The 17108-nt window shown below is 54.0% G+C and carries 16 protein-coding genes; 10 read left to right on the top strand and 6 right to left on the bottom strand.

Translation table 11 applies throughout. The annotated features are described in order from the left end of the window. The first annotated feature begins 183 nt into the window (after positions 1 to 183). From RCF31_RS27285 to RCF31_RS27270, 4 genes are all read left to right on the top strand, one after another. A complete protein-coding gene (locus tag RCF31_RS27285) occupies positions 184 to 1413 on the top strand; it encodes a multidrug effflux MFS transporter (RefSeq protein WP_416414809.1) in 1230 nt (409 codons plus the stop codon). Between the two features lie 118 nt (positions 1414 to 1531). Next, entirely contained in the window at positions 1532 to 1930 is a 399-nt protein-coding gene (locus RCF31_RS27280; protein ID WP_299454143.1) for a cupin domain-containing protein, read from the top strand. Between the two features lie 195 nt (positions 1931 to 2125). Continuing rightward, positions 2126 to 2347 carry a hypothetical protein gene (locus RCF31_RS27275; RefSeq protein ID WP_416414808.1) on the top strand — a complete coding sequence of 74 codons (222 nt, stop codon included), beginning with the start codon at positions 2126 to 2128 and terminating at the stop codon, positions 2345 to 2347. Positions 2348 to 2718: 371 nt separating this feature from the next. Further along, positions 2719 to 3978 (top strand): chloride channel protein, encoded by a 1260-nt coding sequence (locus tag RCF31_RS27270; RefSeq protein WP_416414806.1) that lies wholly within the window; start codon positions 2719 to 2721, stop codon positions 3976 to 3978. 10 nt (positions 3979 to 3988) lie between these two features. On the opposite strand, the gene RCF31_RS27265 is transcribed toward RCF31_RS27270, so the two are convergent. Continuing rightward, the gene (locus tag RCF31_RS27265) at positions 3989 to 4879 is read right to left on the bottom strand and encodes a LysR family transcriptional regulator (RefSeq protein WP_299454152.1); all 891 of its coding nucleotides are present in this window, start codon (positions 4877 to 4879) and stop codon (positions 3989 to 3991) included. A gap of 113 nt (positions 4880 to 4992) precedes the next feature. On the opposite strand from RCF31_RS27265, the gene RCF31_RS27260 reads away from it, so the two are divergent. Further along, on the top strand, positions 4993 to 6435 hold the full coding sequence (locus RCF31_RS27260) for a coniferyl aldehyde dehydrogenase (RefSeq protein WP_416414844.1): 1443 nt from the start codon (positions 4993 to 4995) through the stop codon (positions 6433 to 6435). A gap of 26 nt (positions 6436 to 6461) precedes the next feature. Continuing rightward, a complete protein-coding gene (locus RCF31_RS27255) occupies positions 6462 to 7145 on the top strand; it encodes a type 1 glutamine amidotransferase domain-containing protein (protein WP_313684418.1) in 684 nt (227 codons plus the stop codon). A gap of 38 nt (positions 7146 to 7183) precedes the next feature. Here RCF31_RS27255 and RCF31_RS27250 read toward each other — a convergent pair whose 3' ends face one another. After that, positions 7184 to 8383 carry an MFS transporter gene (locus tag RCF31_RS27250; protein ID WP_416414804.1) on the bottom strand — a complete coding sequence of 400 codons (1200 nt, stop codon included), beginning with the start codon at positions 8381 to 8383 and terminating at the stop codon, positions 7184 to 7186. Between the two features lie 463 nt (positions 8384 to 8846). Here RCF31_RS27250 and RCF31_RS27245 point away from each other — a divergent pair, with 463 nt between their 5' ends. Continuing rightward, positions 8847 to 9059: a hypothetical protein gene (locus RCF31_RS27245; protein WP_416414802.1), complete on the top strand. Its 213-nt coding sequence runs from the start codon at positions 8847 to 8849 to the stop codon at positions 9057 to 9059. Positions 9060 to 9102: 43 nt separating this feature from the next. Here the strand turns inward: RCF31_RS27245 and pptA are convergent, their stop codons facing one another. Then, the gene (pptA, locus tag RCF31_RS27240; protein WP_084879355.1) at positions 9103 to 9333 is read right to left on the bottom strand and encodes a tautomerase PptA; all 231 of its coding nucleotides are present in this window, start codon (positions 9331 to 9333) and stop codon (positions 9103 to 9105) included. A 201-nt stretch (positions 9334 to 9534) separates the two neighbouring features. On the opposite strand from pptA, the gene RCF31_RS27235 reads away from it, so the two are divergent. Beyond that, the gene (locus tag RCF31_RS27235) at positions 9535 to 10428 is read left to right on the top strand and encodes a LysR family transcriptional regulator (RefSeq protein ID WP_416414801.1); all 894 of its coding nucleotides are present in this window, start codon (positions 9535 to 9537) and stop codon (positions 10426 to 10428) included. Positions 10429 to 10482: 54 nt separating this feature from the next. On the opposite strand, the gene RCF31_RS27230 is transcribed toward RCF31_RS27235, so the two are convergent. Genes RCF31_RS27230 through RCF31_RS27220 form a run of 3 tightly spaced genes read right to left on the bottom strand, consistent with a single transcriptional unit; the run spans position 10483 to position 14571 of the window. Next, on the bottom strand, positions 10483 to 11829 hold the full coding sequence (locus tag RCF31_RS27230) for a c-type cytochrome (RefSeq protein ID WP_416414799.1): 1347 nt from the start codon (positions 11827 to 11829) through the stop codon (positions 10483 to 10485). A gap of 28 nt (positions 11830 to 11857) precedes the next feature. Then, on the bottom strand, positions 11858 to 14116 hold the full coding sequence (locus RCF31_RS27225) for a molybdopterin cofactor-binding domain-containing protein (RefSeq protein ID WP_416414798.1): 2259 nt from the start codon (positions 14114 to 14116) through the stop codon (positions 11858 to 11860). Further along, a complete protein-coding gene (locus RCF31_RS27220) occupies positions 14113 to 14571 on the bottom strand; it encodes a (2Fe-2S)-binding protein (RefSeq protein ID WP_416414797.1) in 459 nt (152 codons plus the stop codon). The genes RCF31_RS27225 and RCF31_RS27220 overlap by 4 nt, the downstream gene beginning before the upstream one ends. 463 nt (positions 14572 to 15034) lie before the next feature. On the opposite strand from RCF31_RS27220, the gene RCF31_RS27215 reads away from it, so the two are divergent. Next, entirely contained in the window at positions 15035 to 16270 is a 1236-nt protein-coding gene (locus RCF31_RS27215; RefSeq protein WP_416414843.1) for an OprD family outer membrane porin, read from the top strand. 239 nt (positions 16271 to 16509) lie between these two features. Next, positions 16510 to 17106 carry a flavodoxin gene (locus RCF31_RS27210; protein ID WP_416414796.1) on the top strand — a complete coding sequence of 199 codons (597 nt, stop codon included), beginning with the start codon at positions 16510 to 16512 and terminating at the stop codon, positions 17104 to 17106. The last annotated feature ends 2 nt before the right edge of the window (positions 17107 to 17108 follow it).

Here is a 17108-nt window from a genome sequence, read left to right as displayed (position 1 = left end):
TTGTCTGGCATAAATGGATGTCACCGAACGCTCTGGCTGGCGTTCGGCATCTTTTATGAATCCGCCTCATAAGGTCAATCCCTGTCGCCAGGCTAATCATCGGCAAAAAATCTGTTAATTTACCTGCAGATACCGATTGTTCTCCGCACCTGCATGAATAACTTCTCCAGCAAGAAACCGACTATGACTACTCCTGTGATGGATGCTGTAACGCAACGGCGTGATTTACGTCTGTTGATTATCCTGAGCGCACTGATGTCGTTTGCCTCAGTATCAACTGACCTCTACCTACCGGCGATGCCGGTGATGGGCAAGGATTTGCATGCTGCCAGCGGGGGAATCGAATTCACCCTTTCCGGCTTTCTGATTGGCTTTAGCCTTGGGCAATTAATCTGGGGGCCAGCGGGTGATCGTTATGGACGACGCATTCCGGTGGCGCTCGGTCTGGTACTGTTTTTGATCGGCTCAATGGGTTGTGCCTTATCCACCACCATCACCCAGATGGTCAGCTGGCGCGTGATCCAGGCTGTCGGAGCCTGTGCCGGACCGGTACTGGCACGAGCCATGGTACGCGATCTCTATAGCCGCGAACGTGCCGCACAAATGCTGTCGACGCTGATTTTATTTATGGCGGTTGCGCCGTTATCCGGCCCGATACTCGGTGGCCAAATCATGGCCTGGAGTAACTGGCATATGATTTTCTGGTTTATGGTGCTGCTGGGCGTGATTGCCATCGTCGGGCTGGCCTTTCTGCCGGAAACGCTCAACCCTCAATCACGCGCCACCACCCCGCTCTCCTATGCTTTGAAGGACTACGTCAAAATACTGAAGGATAAACGGGTCATGGGTTATGGCCTGGCGGGAGCCTGTTACTACGCGGGGTTTTACGCCTTTATCGCCGGTACGCCTTCTGCCTATATCGACTATTACCATATCTCACCGCAGATTTATGGCTTGCTGTTTAGCGTCAATATTATTGGCGTGATGGGTGCCAACTTTCTCAACAGCCGTACGGTGAAACGCATCGGCAGCGATCGTCTGTTCCATCTCGGCAGTACCATTGCGGCATTAGCCGGGGTGATGTTCGCACTGGATAGTCGATCAGGCTGGGGCGGCATTAGCGGCCTGATCCTGCCATTTCTGGTTTATGCTGCCATGAACGGACTGATTGTAGCCAACTCGGTTGCCGGTGCCTTAGCCGAGGCCACCACCAATGCTGGCGGTATCTCATCGTTAATTGGTGCCATGCATTATGGCTCAGGCATCTTTAGCGCCGCAGTGCTGGGATGGTGGAAAGATGGCTCTCCCTGGCCGATGGGTGCGGTTTTAGGTGCGGTTGCTATCACCGGTTGCGTTATTAGTTGGGGGCTGAAGCGTCATAACCACCTCTCCTCAATCACAACGCGCCAGTAGTGCAACAAACTCATGAATAATGCTCATAGGTACATCCCGTGTATGGCATCTAATCCTCGGCCCGCAGCTTTGCTAAGGTTTAGCTGTTATTCAGAGACTGATTAAGAAGGAATTAAACATGTTAAAAATTATCCCTAATGGTTCCGTACCCTCACGCAAAGGCCCGGAAGAGTATTTCACCGGCACCGTGCGTCTTGATGCACCTTTTAGTGGCACCGGGTCGGCTCAGGTGGGTGGCGCGACTGTGACCTTCGAACCGGGTGCGCGTACCGCATGGCACACCCATCCGCTCGGCCAGACGCTGATCATTACTCACGGTCAGGGCTGGATTCAGTGTGAAGGTGAAGAGACCGTGGTGATGAATCAGGGTGACATCATTTTTATCCCGGAAGGTGTGAAACACTGGCATGGTGCAACCCCTGATAATGCCATGACGCACATCGCCATCGCCGAATCTGTCAACGGCAGCCCGGTTGACTGGATGGAAAAGGTCACCGACGAGCAATACAAGAAGTAACAACGCCTCTGAAACCGCTCAGAAAACCCTCTGCCCGGTGACGCACCGGGCAGAATGATTTTCTATATATAACAATCGCCTGACCAATTATCGCACCAGAAAATGGCCTGGTTCTCTCCTAATTTTCCGTTCTTGCCCCAAAACTGTGCTACAAAAGCATGGCTGTAATCTGATGACATTAACCCGGGGAACGAGATGAAAAGCGTAAAAGCCACATCAATTCGTGATGTGAACGAGAAGCTGCTCAACGGTGAATTCAAAGAAGTTGTTATCGATTTTGATATCAGCAGTGATGACTTCTTTGCTCTCTCCGATTACTGGTGTGAGCGGGGGGCAAAAATCAAAAAAGAAGGTGATCGATTTAAAATAAAACTGGGAAAAACCAGTATCCCTGAACCTCCAGAAGATAAAAAATAATACCATTCTGCTGGCGCCCATTGACGCAGGGACGCGTCAATTGTCATTATAATATAATCATATTGGGAGTGACATATTAAAACAGAATAAGGAAATTAAAATGCCAATAATTAATAATTACACATCAGCACACTTATTTATCCGCGCAAGTTCCAGTAATTCAGAACAGACCCGTAACATATCCAGCGACACAGCCAAACCTCAAATATTTATTTGTGGAATGGAATGATCTGACATCAATACCCACGCCATTGCCTGAGCATCTGTCCACATTATCTGCATATAATAACCTGCTAACATTCATTGATAGACTTTCTATTGACTAAGCCCCTGTTATCTTTGACGCTTCACTTTTTACAGGACGCCTGGTCATGACTCCCTCTTCTGGCGATAAAAAATACCTGCCGCGACTGGCAGCAGTGGTAATAACCGGATTGCTTGCAGGACTGGCAGGAATGCTCCTCGCCATGATTTTACACAGCATTCAGCATCTCGCTTTTGGCTACAGCATGGACCGGGTCATCAGCCCGGAATCTTTTCTGCAAGGGGTGACGGATTCACAGCACCTGCGCCGTATTGCAGCCATTGTAACCGGGGGCATCGTCGCCGGGTGTGGCTGGTGGCTGCTCGGCCGCTATGGGCGCAAGCGGGTCTCTGTCGCCGCGGCTGTTGCGCCATCTGGCGCAAGGATGCCGATGGGAACCACCACCCTGCATGCATTGCTGCAAATCATCACCGTCGCGCTGGGATCTCCGCTGGGGCGTGAAGTTGCGCCACGGGAAATGGGGGCGCTGGCAGGGGGATTTATGGCTCGCCGGGTGGGATTGGATCCCGACGAAACCCGCACGCTGATTGCCTGTGGTGCCGGTGCTGGCCTGGCTGCGGTATACAACGTGCCGCTGGCCGGCGCGTTGTTCAGCCTTGAAGTGCTGCTGCTGTCGTTCAGCTGGGAGAAAGCGCTGGCCGCCATCATCACCTCCGCCATCGCGGCCTGGACGGCAACGCTGGGGCTGGGCAATGAATCACAATATCACTTTACCTCTGGCACCCTTTCCCACTCTTTTCTGGCGTGGGCGATTGTTGCGGGTCCGGTGCTGGGCGGTGCCGCATGGCTGTTTCGTAAAACCACCGGTGTCGCCCGCGCCGGTGTACGTGCCAACTGGCAAATGCCGGTTTTCTGTTTGCTGGCGTTCGCGCTGCTCGCTGTTCTCAGCCTCCATTTCCCCCAGTTACCGGGCAACGGTAAAGGGCCGATGCAGCTGGCCCTGAGCGACAGCATTGATTACCACGATGCGGCGTTACTGCTCGGGCTGAAGATGGTGGTCATTCTGGCGGTGCTGCGGGGCGGAGCCGAAGGTGGGCTACTCACCCCTGGGTTAACCGTCGGGGGGCTGCTGAGCCTGCTGCTGTGCTTTCTCTGGCAACTGGCTTTCCCCGGCGGTGACAACGGCAGCTTTGCGCTGGTGGGCGGTGCCGCCTTCCTCGCAGCATCAATGCAAATGCCGCTGACCGCCGTGACGCTGGTGATGGAGTTTACCCACATGGATCATGACTATTTTGTTCCCGCCCTGCTGTGCGCCGCAGGTGCTTTCGTTACCTGCCGGGTGCTGGAGAAAAAGCACGCATTCTGATGCGCGTTCCTCAATTTGCCCGGTTCAGCCGCCAGACCAGGGTTTGCCGGGCATGGGCAATCCTTGGCTGTCGCAGTGCGCTGGGCAGCCAGACCAGGTTATAACGTATTTCGGTATCTCCCACGGGGGCGTGCAGAGCGACCAACTCACCGTTGTCGATATGCTGCTGGCACAAAAACAGCGGCATCACCGACCAGCCAAATCCCTGCAGCAGCAGACTACGCAGACCCCGTAAATCCTGGCCGACCAGCGCAGGCAACAGGGTTTGGTATTTGATGCGATTTTTATCCAGCCAGTGATCGATCAGCGAAAGTTCAAGGTTATACGCCAGTAGCGGCTCCTGCAGCAGGCCCGCCGCACAATCGTGGCGGGTATGGATCCGCTCCGCTACCTCAGGGGCGGCTACCGCCACTACCTTGTCGCTAAAGATAACTTCCCCTTTGAGACGGCTATCGGTCACCGGATGCGCGGTAATCCCCAGATCGCAGTGACCTTCAATGACCATTTGCGCCACCAGCGGACCATCACCGGTATGCATATGTACCCGGATACCGCTTTCCAGCAACGGCAACAGCTCCCCGGCCAGTTTATCCGCCATAAAATCGGCATGTCCGATAATTTGCAAAGTACCGCTGACATCCATCGAACGCGCCCTGGCCGAAGCGAGTGCCGATTCGGCGGTGTCGAGGGAGTGGCCAATATCCGCCGCCAAATCCTCAGCCGCTGGCGTGGGCATGACCCCTTGTGGCTGGCGTTCAAATAACGGTCGTCCGATCGCCACTTCGAGGCCGCTGATGTGCTGAGATACCGCAGGTTGCGTCAGGTTCAGCGCTCTGGCCGCGCCGGAAATTGATCGCTGACGGTAAACTTCCATAAAGGTGCGCAAACGAACCAGTGACATACGTCCCCATAAATTAATTTATACCCCCACGAAAATAGCCTTGTTAGCCGCGGAAATCCAGCGCGGTTAAGCTTGTCGCATCTTGAGTAAACGCATTCAGACAGGAAAAGATGATGAACAACGCTCCCCATGATCAACAGCTACAGCACATCCTGCAAACGATGAAGAACGCCCATTTGCAGGCGGGTCCGGCTTCAGCTGAATTACGTCGTGACCGCCTGATGCGCAGCATCGCGCTGATCCGTGATAACCATGCTGCCATCAGCGCCGCGATCAGTGCTGATTTCGGCCATCGCAGCCTGTACCAGACCATGGCTGCCGACCTGGTCACCACCATCAATATGCTGCAACATTCCGCCGATAATCTGGCGCAATGGATGAAACCGGAAGCAGCCGAAGTACCGGTCCCGGGTATGCAGGCATGGATTGCACCGCAACCGCTTGGCGTGGTGGGCATCATCAGTCCGTGGAATTTCCCCATCAACCTCGCTTTCGGTCCGCTGGCAGGTGTATTTGCCGCCGGTAATACGGCGATGCTGAAACCCTCGGAGCTGACGCCAAAAACCTCCGAACTGCTGGCTGAACTGGTCGCGCGTTATTTCGACCCGCAGGAGCTGACCGTGGTGCTGGGTGATGCCGATGTCGGACAGGCGTTTAGCCGTTTACCTTTCGACCATTTGGTGTTCACCGGCAGCACCGCTGTGGGTAAACACGTCATGCGTGCTGCCGCAGAGAACCTGGTGCCGGTGACGCTGGAGCTGGGCGGTAAATCGCCGGTGGTGCTGGATGTTGATGCCGATGCCGCACTGGCCGCAGCCAGAACCATGACCATTAAAACCTTTAACGCCGGACAGATCTGTATTTCACCGGATTATCTGCTGCTGCCACCGCAGGCTGAAGCCACATTTGTCACCGCAGCCCGCAACTTTATGCGTCAGGCATTTCCGACTGTCCAGGCGAATCCGGATTACACGGCAATCATCAGCGATCGTCATTATCAGCGCCTGCTTGCGGTGCTTGACGATGCGAAAAGCAAAGGCGCACGGGTGGTCAGCCTGGCGCCTGAGGGTGAGCCGGATTTCGATGCCCGCAGCAGAAAAATCGCGCCGCATCTGGTGCTCGATGTCAGCGAAGAGATGCTTATCATGCAGGAAGAGATCTTTGGTCCGCTGTTACCGATGAAAACCTATGCGACCTCAGCCAGTGAAGCCATTGCTTACATCAATGCGCATCCGCGTCCGCTGGCTGCCTACTATTTTGGTAATGACCCGCTGCATCAGCAGCAGATGGCACAACAAACAACATCTGGCGCACTGGTCATCAATGATGTGATGACGCATGCTTCTCTCGACAGTTTACCGTTCGGTGGGGTCGGTGCGTCAGGTATCGGCGCTTACCACGGCATTCACGGCTTCCGACGTTTCAGCCACGCCAAACCGGTGGTGATTCAGGACGAGGCGGGAACCACAAACCTGCGGCTGCGTGCGCCTTATCAGGAAAAAACGGCCATCATCGCCTCAATGCTTGATCAGTCATTCCAGACCCAACAGCAGTAATTCACTACGCAACCTGAGGATTTATCATGAAAGTGTTAATGGTACTGACGTCACACGCAGAACTGGGCAATACCGGTAAGAAAACCGGATTCTGGCTGGAAGAATTTGCTGCACCTTACTACGTGTTTAAAGACGCAGGCGCAGAGATTGTGCTGGCCTCTCCGGCAGGTGGGCAGCCACCGCTGGATCCGAAAAGCGACCTGCCTGATTTTCAGACCGCAATGACCGACCGTTTCAAAGCCGACCCGGCGGCGCAGCAGGCGCTGGCGACTACCGTGAAGCTGGACACCGTTGACCAGGCGGCGTTTGACACCGTGTTTTATCCTGGTGGTCACGGTCCGCTGTGGGATCTGGCCGAGTCGGCCACATCCATTCAGTTGATTGAGTCTTTTGAACGCTCAGGTAAACCGATTGGCTTCGTTTGCCATGCACCGGGCGCACTGCGCCATGTCAAAGCCGCCAATGGCGAACCGTTAGTGAAAGGTAAGCAGGTCACCGGTTTTACCAACAGCGAAGAAGCGGCGGTGGAACTGACGGATGTGGTGCCGTTCCTGATTGAAGATGTGTTTATCGCCCAGGGCGCTAAGTACCAGAAAGGTGCCGACTGGATGCCGTTTGTGGTGGAAGATGGCAATCTGGTCACCGGACAAAACCCGGCCAGCTCCGAAGATGTCGCCAAACGTCTGCTGAGCAAACTGGCTGGCAAGTAATCGCCACCCGCAATCCTGAGAAGGATTGCGGGCTGTTTTTATGCTAATACCGTCAGCCGCTTACGCTGTACCAGCCATATCAGCAACGCGCAGCCTGTCAGGACCATCTCTCCTGCGGTAATCCCTGACCAGCCACCCAGTTGCCACAGCGTACCAGCCAGAGAAGAACCGATCGCCCCACCGATGAAGTTGCTGACCACAAACGCCGTATTCAGACGGCTCCTTGCCGTGACATCCACCGCGAATAATCGCGTCTGATTGAGTACGTTGGTGGCCTGAATGGCGATATCCAGCAATAACACTGCAGCCAGAATGGCAAAGATGGAGGAACCCCCGATCTCGGCAATGATCAGGGACACCATCACCAGCAGCAGCGCCCCACCTGTCGCACCGGCTGACCAACCACGATCGTGTAGTCGCCCGGCACGTCGTGCGGCCAACGCGCCAGCCAGCCCCACAAGGCCGACCAGGCCAATCTGGCTGGCACTGTAACCGTAGGGAGCTGAGCTGAGTAAAAAAGTGAGCCCGGTCCAGAATAGCGTGAAGACTGAAAACCCAATGGCACCCAGGACCAGCGTCACCTGCACGGTGGGATGCTGACGCACGACCGTGATAATAGAACCCAACAGCTGCGGGTAAGAACCCGCTGCGCGTTTTTGATCGGCTGGCAAAGACCGTAACAGAATCAGGGCCAAAGCCAGCGTCATCAGCGCCGCGAGAACATAAATCGCACGCCAGCCGAAGGCATCGGCCACCAGGCCGCTGACCGTACGCGAAGCCAGAATGCCGGTCAGAACACCTGAAACCACGGTGCCGACGATTTTGCCGCGCTGGTGATCCGCCGACAGATCGCCCGCTAACGGAATCAGCAACTGGCCCGTCACCGTGGTGAGTCCAACAAAAAACAGTGAAGCCAGCAGGAAGCTAAACGTGGGTGCGAAAGCACAGGCAATTAACGCCAGGGCGGATACCGCCATAATGGCGGGAATCAGGCGGTGGCGATCGTGGCTATCTCCCAGCGGGACCAGTAACAGCACACCTAACGCATAGCCAATCTGTGTCAGGGTGACCAACAATCCAGCATGGCTATAAGAAACGTGAAATGCGTTGCCAATGTAGTCGAGCAGAGGTTGCACCCAGTAAAGGTTTCCTACCGCTATCCCCCCGGCGATCGAGAATAATAAGGTCAGGCTTTTGGTCATTCCCACAGAGTGAGAGGCATGTGCCGCTTTGGCCACGTTTTCTCCTTTTATTTTGCATTGCTTGATTATTGGGGCTGGAGCCGGAAATGCGTGTGGAGTGATTACGATGTGATGAGCACAGAACCAACACTATCACTGAAAATGACAGGCGAGTCTTTTTAGCAAAATGTTAGCGTAAAATGAACCGCGTAAAGGTGAATAGTGTTATGAGCGAAAATCATAGATGCAGATGATAAAAGCGCAATAAATTGCGCCGCTACAGAATCGGGGCGTTAACAGACACTATTAACCCTTACCCGGTATATTGTGAGCGTTTTATGGACCCGTTATCCGATGTGCTTCAGCTCTTGTCCGCCCAACGCTATATCACCACCGGACAAACGATCGGAGCATGCTGGTCGATGCGCTATCCCGGATTTTCCGGGCGGTGCGTAAAGGAAAAATCTGGTTCCGTCTTGGTGGCTGAAGATCACTGCCGTGCGCTTGCTGCCGGTGCGGGGTGATTATCACCCGTTCTGCGCCATTCATCATGGCCTCCGATCCTGCCCTGACCCCGGTCGCGTCCGCCACCGTGCTCTATGTGAGAAAAAATGGCCTCGCCGATTACGGTGGTGACGAAAGCCTGCTCCTGGCGGGGAAAATGGTGGCGGCAACCGCCATGCTGATAACGCTGATTTGGTTAACCATCAGCAGAACCCGCTTACCGGCATAAATGGTATGACACAGGCCGGAAGGCGATTCCGGCCTGTATAAACTTAGTATTGGTAACCTGGTTTTTTAATTAACTCAGCTAAATGCGGTTTGATGATGGTGTCATAAACGTCACCCTTCCATTTTTCGGATGGAATTTCATTCAGTGCAACGGATACCGCATCGTCAGTGGTGCCCAGATGTTTTACCAGCGCAGCGGTAATATCATCAGCCAACGCTGCAAGCTGCTGTTCCGTCAGGTTACGTGGCAAACATTTAATATCTACATGTGGCATTTTTTATCCTTACGGGTGATTTGTACTGCATTTTACTTTACCTGTCGGACAGTTCCCCGGAAAATGAACCCAATCCCGCCCGGATTGTGTTCATAACCTCCCCTTCGTCTGTGTCTAACCGCTCTACTCTTAACCTTATCTGACAGGTTAACTTCTGACTATGGTGTAAAAACAGGATGTAATGATGAAGGAATTTCATTAATGTCGCGCGATAACCTAAATGATCTGGTGGCCTTCATCACGGTTGCCCGCGAGCAAAGTTTTACCCGCGCAGCGGCAACACTGGGCGTTTCTCAGTCGGCGCTCAGCCATTCCATGAAGGCGCTGGAATCCAGACTGGGATTGCGCCTTCTCACTCGTACCACCCGTAACGTCTCGCCCACAGAAGCGGGTGAGCGTTTATTACAGGCGCTCGGTCCGAAGCTGGATGAAATCAAAAATGATCTGGATGCGGTACTCGACCTGCGGGATAACCCGACCGGCGTGGTGCGCGTAACCGCGACTGATTATGCGATCACCTATCTGGTCTGGCCGAAACTGGAAAAATTCCTGCCTGACTATCCGGATATCCAGGTAGAACTGATCACCGATTATGGGCTGACCGATATTGTCGCAGGCCGCTTTGACGCCGGGATCAGGCTGGGAGAGACAGTTGCTCAGGGCATGATCTCGGTAAGAATCAGTGACGATGTCCGTTTTGTCGTGGTTGGCTCGCCTGACTATTTTCAGCGTTATCCCACCCCGCTCCATCCACGCGATCTGGTGTCGCATCGCTGCATCAATCTTCGCCTGCCGACGCATGGCGGCTTATATGCCTGGGAGTTTGAAAAAGAGGGGGAAGAGCTACGTGTCAGGGTTGAGGGCCAGACCGTTTTCAACAATATCTTCCATGTACTCAATGCATCGGTGAGTGGTTTTGGCCTGGCGCATTTGCCGGAAGACCTCGCAGCACCGCTGATCGCCGAGGGAAAACTGGTGCGGGTGCTGGAAGACTGGTGTCCTTACTGGGATGGCTACCATCTCTACTATCCAAGCCGCCGGGCACCATCCCGCGCCTTTACCCTGATGGTGGATGCGCTCCGATATCGGCGGTAGTATTGAGTGACCCCGTCTGAGAAGACGGAGTCACTCTACAGAGTTCCCCTGCACTTAACGCATTTGCAAAATAATCACGTCACTGCTGGCCGGATCGGTGCGCTGGCGCAAATCATGCACATCTTTTTCGCTTACCGGCGCGCCGGTATTCCCCCAGGAAGAGCGGATAAAACTCAGCACATCCGCCATTTCTTTATCGGACAGCTGCTTGCGGAACGGCGGCATACGATAAGCATCCGGCATGCCATTCGCCACCACGCGTGCCGAGCCATTCAGCGTCACATTGATTGCCGACGATTGATCCACCAGCATTGAGGTCGCCCCGGCCAGCGGCGGGATCCACGGTGCCTGTCCACGACCATCAGCACCATGACAGTTGCTGCAACGGGCCATAAAGGTCTGTGCGCCAGGGGTGCTGAGCCTTGCTGGCAGACTTAGCTTGTTGATCGAATCACCATCATATTTCCATGCCTGAGGTTGATTGTTGCTGCCCGCAGGTAAGGACTTCAGATAATGTGCGATAGCTTTAAGATCGTCTTCGCTCATGTATTGCGTCGAGTTATTAAACACATCTGCCATCGAACCAAACACCACACCATGCTGATTACGTCCGGTTTTCAGGAACTGATACAGGTCGTCTTCACTCCAGCGCGCCAGCCCGGTATTGATGTCCCCGCGCAGACTCGGGGCATACCAGCCATCCAGCGCTGCACCAGCGACAAAATGCGGGCTGTCGGCATCGAGACCTTTTTCATTAAAGGCCAGGCCACGCGGCGTATGGCAGCTGCCACAGTGACCCGGCCCCTCGACCAGATAATCGCCGCGATTCCACTGCGCATCCTGGCCGGACTTTGGCTGCCAGGGACCATTAACGGTGAACACGCTATCCCAGAAGGCCAGTGGCCAGCGCATATTTAACGGCCACGGAATGTCACTGGGTTTATTGGGTTGATTGACCGGCTTAACCGCGTATTTAAACCAGGCGTAAAGCGCGGCAACGTCCTCATCACTCAGTTTGGCATAGGAAGGATAAGGCATCGCCGGGTAAAGCCGATGCCCATCACGTGCAACGCCATGCCGTACCGCCCGGCTAAATTCGGTCAGGGTATATTCACCGATGCCCGTTTCCTTATCCGGGGTGATGTTGGTTGAATAGATATTGCCGACCGGTGTCGCCATTTTTAACCCGCCCGCAAACGGCGCGCCATCTGGCACACTGTGGCAGGCAACACAGTCACTTAATCGGGCAACATATTCCCCCTGTTTCAGCCATTCTGCCGATGGGGGATCCATCGACTCACTCACTGCGATGTTATCTGTCGGGGTACGCATTACCCACGCCACAACGCCCAGGATAACGATCAATAAAGCGAACACCACACTGATACTGCGCTTGGTCATATTGTTATTCTCCGGCTTCAGTTCAGGATTACGCGAAGTTGTGGCGTGATAGCGGCATGCTGCGAACACGCTGACCGGTGAGCCTGAACACCGCATTGGCTACAGCCGGGGGAATAGCCGGCAGTGGCGGTTCGCCAATCCCTCCCATTTTTTCACCACTGGCTACAATCCTGACGTGGACGTTGGCCATACCTGAAGGCGGCAGAATCGGGTACATATCGTAATTACGGGCGACGGGTTTGCCCTGCTCATAGACGCTTTCTTCCAGCAGCACCTGGGATAATCCCAGCGCGACAGCACTGTTCACCTGCGCTTCCACAATCGCCGGGTTAATGATGCTGCCGGGATCAATCGCTTCCCAGACTTCATGGACTTTCACCCGGCCATCGACAATCGACACTTCAGCGATGGCGGCAGCCTGAGTACCAAAGGGAGAGGCCATCGCGATACCCCGTGCACGCTTCGAGCCATCAGCAGCGTCATAAGGACCGGGTTTCCAGCCACCGGAAAGTTCAACTACGGCATTCAGCAAATGAGTCAGCCGTTGATTGCCTTGTAAAAGATGCAGGCGCAATTCAAACGGATCTTTTTTTCCGGCAAAGGCGATCTCATCAAGAAAGCTTTCATAGAGAAAATCATTCATCGAGTTGCCCACCGAGCGCCAGTAACCCAGCATCACCGGCCCTTTTTTGTAAATCTGGGCAATACGTCGGTGCGGAATGTCATAGGCTTTGCCGGTCAATCCCTCGACGGCGCTGGGATCCAGTTTGGCACCACGTTTACCGACGATGCCCTCGGTAGGGCCTTCGGTAATACTGACCACCTCAAGCGCCACCGGATAGCCCGCTTCATCAAGCCCGGCCTGAAAACGGACGGCAGCCATCGGGCGATGGGTGTCGCGTAAGAACTCCTCTTCACGGCTCCAGATCACTTTCACAGGACGCCCGACCGCCTTCGCCAGTTCAATTGCCTGGGGATACACCATCGCCGTGTCATAGACAAAGTGTCTGCCGAAAAAGCCCCCTAACAGTGGCGAATGGATGAAAATCTTTTCGGGCGGCAGACCGGTGCGTTTTGCGGCGTCAGCCTGGAACATTTCCGGGGCCTGATTAGGCAGCCACAGTTCGAGGGTGCCGTCAGCGTTAAAACGCGCCAGGGCAGAGGGTGGCTCTAATTGCGCATGGTTCAGATACTGCGAATGATACGTGGCTTGCAGGGTGCTGTGGGCGCTAGCTAATGCCTGGCTGACATTGCCTTTAGTCTCGGCATCGTCACCCTTACCCGGTTCATTCGCGAGTGCCTCTGCATGTTGGTCTGAGGAGAAATCCGCTGGCATATAACGCTCACGTGCCGACTCATCGGGTTCATTCCAGCTGACCTGTAAGGCTTCAACGGCTCGCTTAGCGTGCCACCAGCGCTCGGCGACCACCGCTACGGCTCCCGGTAAGCGATGCACCGAATGAACGCCTTTCATACCTGAAACCTGTTCTTCGTTACGGATCTCCCCCACCGTCAAACCGAGGCGCGGTGCATGCTGAACCGCTGCCTGCAACATGCCTTCCACCTTACAATCAATGCTATAGATTGCCTGGCCGGTTGATTTTGCGTGGATATCAAGACGCGGGACGGGTTTGCCAATCCAGCGGAATTGTGCCGGATCTTTCAATTTAATCGTGTCTGACGCAGGTACGGGCAGATCCATGGCACGCGCGGCCAGCTCACCATAGGAGAGGGACTTGCCGGATGCCGGATCGATCACTTTACCCGGTTCCGTGATCAGCGAACTTAGCGGCACCGCGAGTTCTGCGGCGGCAGCCTGGAGTAACATGTGGCGCGCCAGCGCGCCGAGGCGGCGCATGGTGTCGTAACTCATGCGCACCGACATACTGCCCCCGGTGATGCGCCTGCCGCCCTCCATCACTTTGTAATCGTTACCTGCTGGCGCATTTTCGACAATGAACAGCGAGGGGTCAGCATCCAGCTCCTCCCCTACGATTTGCGCCATGCCGGTGAAGATACCCTGCCCGCCTTCAACAAATGGGGAAAGGAAACGGATGCTGTTGTCGGGACGAATTTCCAGGAATGCGGGTACGCGCGTACCGGCAGCGACGGTCGCGTTAGCATCCTGCGCCTGCGCCTCGCCCAGCGGCAGGCCAAAACCCAATACAAACGCCCCCGCCACGGTTCCGGCCGAGGCGAGGAGGAAACGTCTGCGTGAGAGATTGGTGGCCTCTCCCTCTGTCATTTGTGCCAACGAGACGGTGAAGATGTCCGCAGAGAATTTCATGCTTCACCCTCCTGTGCGGCAACGTCATGGATGGCCGCTTTGATGGCGTTATACGTGCCGCAGCGGCACAGGTTGACCATCGCCGCCGCAATCTCTTCATCAGAAGGATGCGCAACCTGTTTCAATAACGCCGTCGCCGCAATCACCTGTCCTGACTGACAATACCCGCACTGCGGAACCTGGTGCTTTATCCAGGAGGCCACCACGCGCTTGCCAACCTCGTCGCTTTCTATCGCCTCGATGGTAGTAATCTGCTTACCAGCCAGCTTATCTATCGGCGTGACACACGAACGGACCAGTTGCCCGTCAACCATCACCGAACAGGCTCCACATTGCGAAAGGCCACAACCGTATTTCGTCCCGGTCATCGCCAGATCATCACGAATGACCCAGAGCAACGGGGTATCGGCGTCTGTATCGACCTGAACCGTCTGATTATTGATAAAAAGTTCCATAGCTCTCCAGTAGTTTGCTTCAATTGTTATTATGAAAACGATGCGACAAACATCACTGCAAAAATTCAGGCTGTTTAATATCAGCCAGTCATGACAGGTGGGACATACAGAGGGTACGGGTGGTGGTATTTAATTTACGTAATGCACGAAATGATTGTAGCCATGAGTAAAATAGCTTTGTAGCGTTATTGCCTGATATCAGTTATGAGTGATTTTAATTAATATCGCCATCTCTCCGGCCATTTGAACGTACGAATTATAGACTCTCCACATCATTACATCCCGCCAGGAAAAGATTTAATGCCGTTAAAATCGCATAAATCGATAAAAACGAGGCACTTTCGGTCACGCATTCGATGGTAATATCCCGCGCGCAGTCTTTCGCATTAACAGAATAATATTGATTTTTTAAGGCAGACATAACGTGAAAAAGATCTTCAAACTTTCACTGGTAGCATCATTAATGGGTCTCTCGGGAATGGCCGCTGCGGCGCAGCAGGATTCCAACGGTTTCCTCGACGATAGCCATCTGGATGTGTTGTTACGCAATGCGTACATCAACAGGAATTATAAAGACGACGGCATTCGCACTCGCCGCGAGTGGGGACAAGGCATCATCGCCAATTTCTCCTCTGGATTCACTCAGGGACCGGTCGGATTTGGCGTCGATGGTCTGGCGCAGTATGCGGTTCGACTGGATGGCGGCCGTGGCCGTAGTGGCGCAGGCGGCATCGATTTCTTTGCCCAGGATAACGATGGCAAAGCAAAGTCAGATTTGGCTAAATTCGGTGCCACGGCAAAAATGCGCTTCTCCAACACCGTGCTCAGTTACGGTACACAGCGCCCGGTTCTGCCAATCCTGACCGCCGATGATTCACGCCTGCTGGATGAAACCTATACCGGTTTCATGATCAACTCGCAGGAAGTTGCCGGATTAAACGTTTCAGCTGGTTATTTCACCGATGAACAGCAGAAAAGTGACGACAGCCATAATACCGGCCTGAAATCCCTGAGCTTTGCCGGTGCCAGTTATCAATTTACCGATCAGCTGAGTGGTGCGTTTTACGCGTCAAATGTTGAAGACGTGATTAACAAGCAATATCTCGGTCTGAACTACAAAGCGCCAATTGCGGCTAATCAATCCTTTGGCCTGGATTTCAACGGTTATAACTCACGCCTGAGCCAGGAATATGCCGATCAGCTCGACACTGGCCGCAGTAATACCATCTGGAGCCTGGCGGCCAGCTATACCTTCGATATCCATACCTTCAAAGTTGCTTATCAGCAAAGCAGCGGGAGCACCGGTTACCATTATGGCGGATACCGTAATCAGGGTGGCGTAGGCGATGGCGGCAACACCATCTGGCTGGCGAACTCTTACTGGTCTGATTTTAAAGGTGAAGACGAGCGTTCATGGCAGGTGGCTTACTCCATCGATCTGAGCGGTGTCGGTATCAATGGTCTGAGCTATGACGTTGCTTATGTCCGTGGTGACAATATCAAAACCGCAGCGACCGATAATGGTCACGAGCACGAATTCTTCAACCAGCTGCAGTATAAAGTGCCGGATGGTGCCGCGAAGGACCTGAAAGTGAAACTGCGCTTCTCCTCATTGCGCGTCTCGTCTGATGCTTCTGACTATAATGTCGGTGGTAATGAAGTCCGCGTATTTGTTGAATATCCGTTCTCAATTCTTTGATTAAAAAATGGCAGCTTATCGCTGCCATTATAATAACCGCACGATTCCATAGCGGCGCGATTTATCGCGCAATTCTGAGTACGGTGCCGGTAAACCCCGCGCAATAAATTGCGCCGCTACAGCCTGATAACCCCTATGAATCCCGCTCATCAATCATGCCGCAAAAGGTGTATTTTTTCGGGCCTGTTAAGCTTTAAGGTTGCCCTGAACTGAATAAATACCTTGCTGCCGGAGGCAGTATGAACGATGAATTTAACCTCAGCCGCCGGGCATTGTTTCCCTTCCTGACCGGTGTTTCCCTGCTGGCTCAGGACGCTGTGGCGCAGCCCCTGACCGGTTCGATCCTCACCGGCCAGTCAGAGACACTGGTGGCCTGGCATTCCCGCAGCGGCAACACGCGGGTGATTGCCGGTATTATTCAACGCGCCCTTAAGTCTGACCAATATGAAATTCTCCCCCAGCAACCCTATCCTGCTGATTACCTGGAAATGGTTGAACAGGCGAGCAATGAGAGAAAAAGCGGCTTTAATCCTCCCTTATTGAATAATCTGGCCGACCTGAAAAAATATAAAACGGTCTATCTTGGTTATCCTATCTGGGGCATGAGTCTGCCCTCTATCGTGCGCTCCTTTTTAGTTCGCCATGATTTATCTGGAATAAATATCATCCCTTTTATCACCCATGGCGGGTACGGCATTGGCGATAGTCTTGATATTCTGGCGAAATCCGCCGCAGGCGCGACTATTTCAGCGCCTTTTATTATGCAGGCCGACCAGGAGCGCCAGACGATGGAAAAAACCCTGGGCTGGCTGGAATCCCAGGAGAGGAGAAAATAACT

This window comes from Pantoea sp. App145, assembly GCF_047947045.1.
Lineage (GTDB): Bacteria > Pseudomonadota > Gammaproteobacteria > Enterobacterales > Enterobacteriaceae > Pantoea.
The sequence above is the reverse complement of the archived record's forward strand: the minus strand, read 5'-3'. Positions and strand labels throughout refer to the sequence as shown.

Excerpts from the sequence above, each read along its gene's own strand:
- RCF31_RS27235 (WP_416414801.1), top strand. The coding sequence starts at position 9,535 with ATGTCGCGCGATAACCTAAATGATCTGGTGGCCTTCATCACGGTTGCC.
- RCF31_RS27260 (WP_416414844.1), top strand. The coding sequence starts at position 4,993 with ATGAACAACGCTCCCCATGATCAACAGCTACAGCACATCCTGCAAACG.
- RCF31_RS27210 (WP_416414796.1), top strand. The coding sequence starts at position 16,510 with ATGAACGATGAATTTAACCTCAGCCGCCGGGCATTGTTTCCCTTCCTG.
- RCF31_RS27265 (WP_299454152.1), bottom strand. The coding sequence starts at position 4,879 with ATGTCACTGGTTCGTTTGCGCACCTTTATGGAAGTTTACCGTCAGCGA.
- pptA (WP_084879355.1), bottom strand. The coding sequence starts at position 9,333 with ATGCCACATGTAGATATTAAATGTTTGCCACGTAACCTGACGGAACAG.
- RCF31_RS27255 (WP_313684418.1), top strand. The coding sequence starts at position 6,462 with ATGAAAGTGTTAATGGTACTGACGTCACACGCAGAACTGGGCAATACC.
- RCF31_RS27280 (WP_299454143.1), top strand. The coding sequence starts at position 1,532 with ATGTTAAAAATTATCCCTAATGGTTCCGTACCCTCACGCAAAGGCCCG.
- RCF31_RS27215 (WP_416414843.1), top strand. The coding sequence starts at position 15,035 with ATGGGTCTCTCGGGAATGGCCGCTGCGGCGCAGCAGGATTCCAACGGT.
- RCF31_RS27285 (WP_416414809.1), top strand. The coding sequence starts at position 184 with ATGACTACTCCTGTGATGGATGCTGTAACGCAACGGCGTGATTTACGT.
- RCF31_RS27270 (WP_416414806.1), top strand. The coding sequence starts at position 2,719 with ATGACTCCCTCTTCTGGCGATAAAAAATACCTGCCGCGACTGGCAGCA.
- RCF31_RS27220 (WP_416414797.1), bottom strand. The coding sequence starts at position 14,571 with ATGGAACTTTTTATCAATAATCAGACGGTTCAGGTCGATACAGACGCC.
- RCF31_RS27275 (WP_416414808.1), top strand. The coding sequence starts at position 2,126 with ATGAAAAGCGTAAAAGCCACATCAATTCGTGATGTGAACGAGAAGCTG.
- RCF31_RS27225 (WP_416414798.1), bottom strand. The coding sequence starts at position 14,116 with ATGAAATTCTCTGCGGACATCTTCACCGTCTCGTTGGCACAAATGACA.
- RCF31_RS27230 (WP_416414799.1), bottom strand. The coding sequence starts at position 11,829 with ATGACCAAGCGCAGTATCAGTGTGGTGTTCGCTTTATTGATCGTTATC.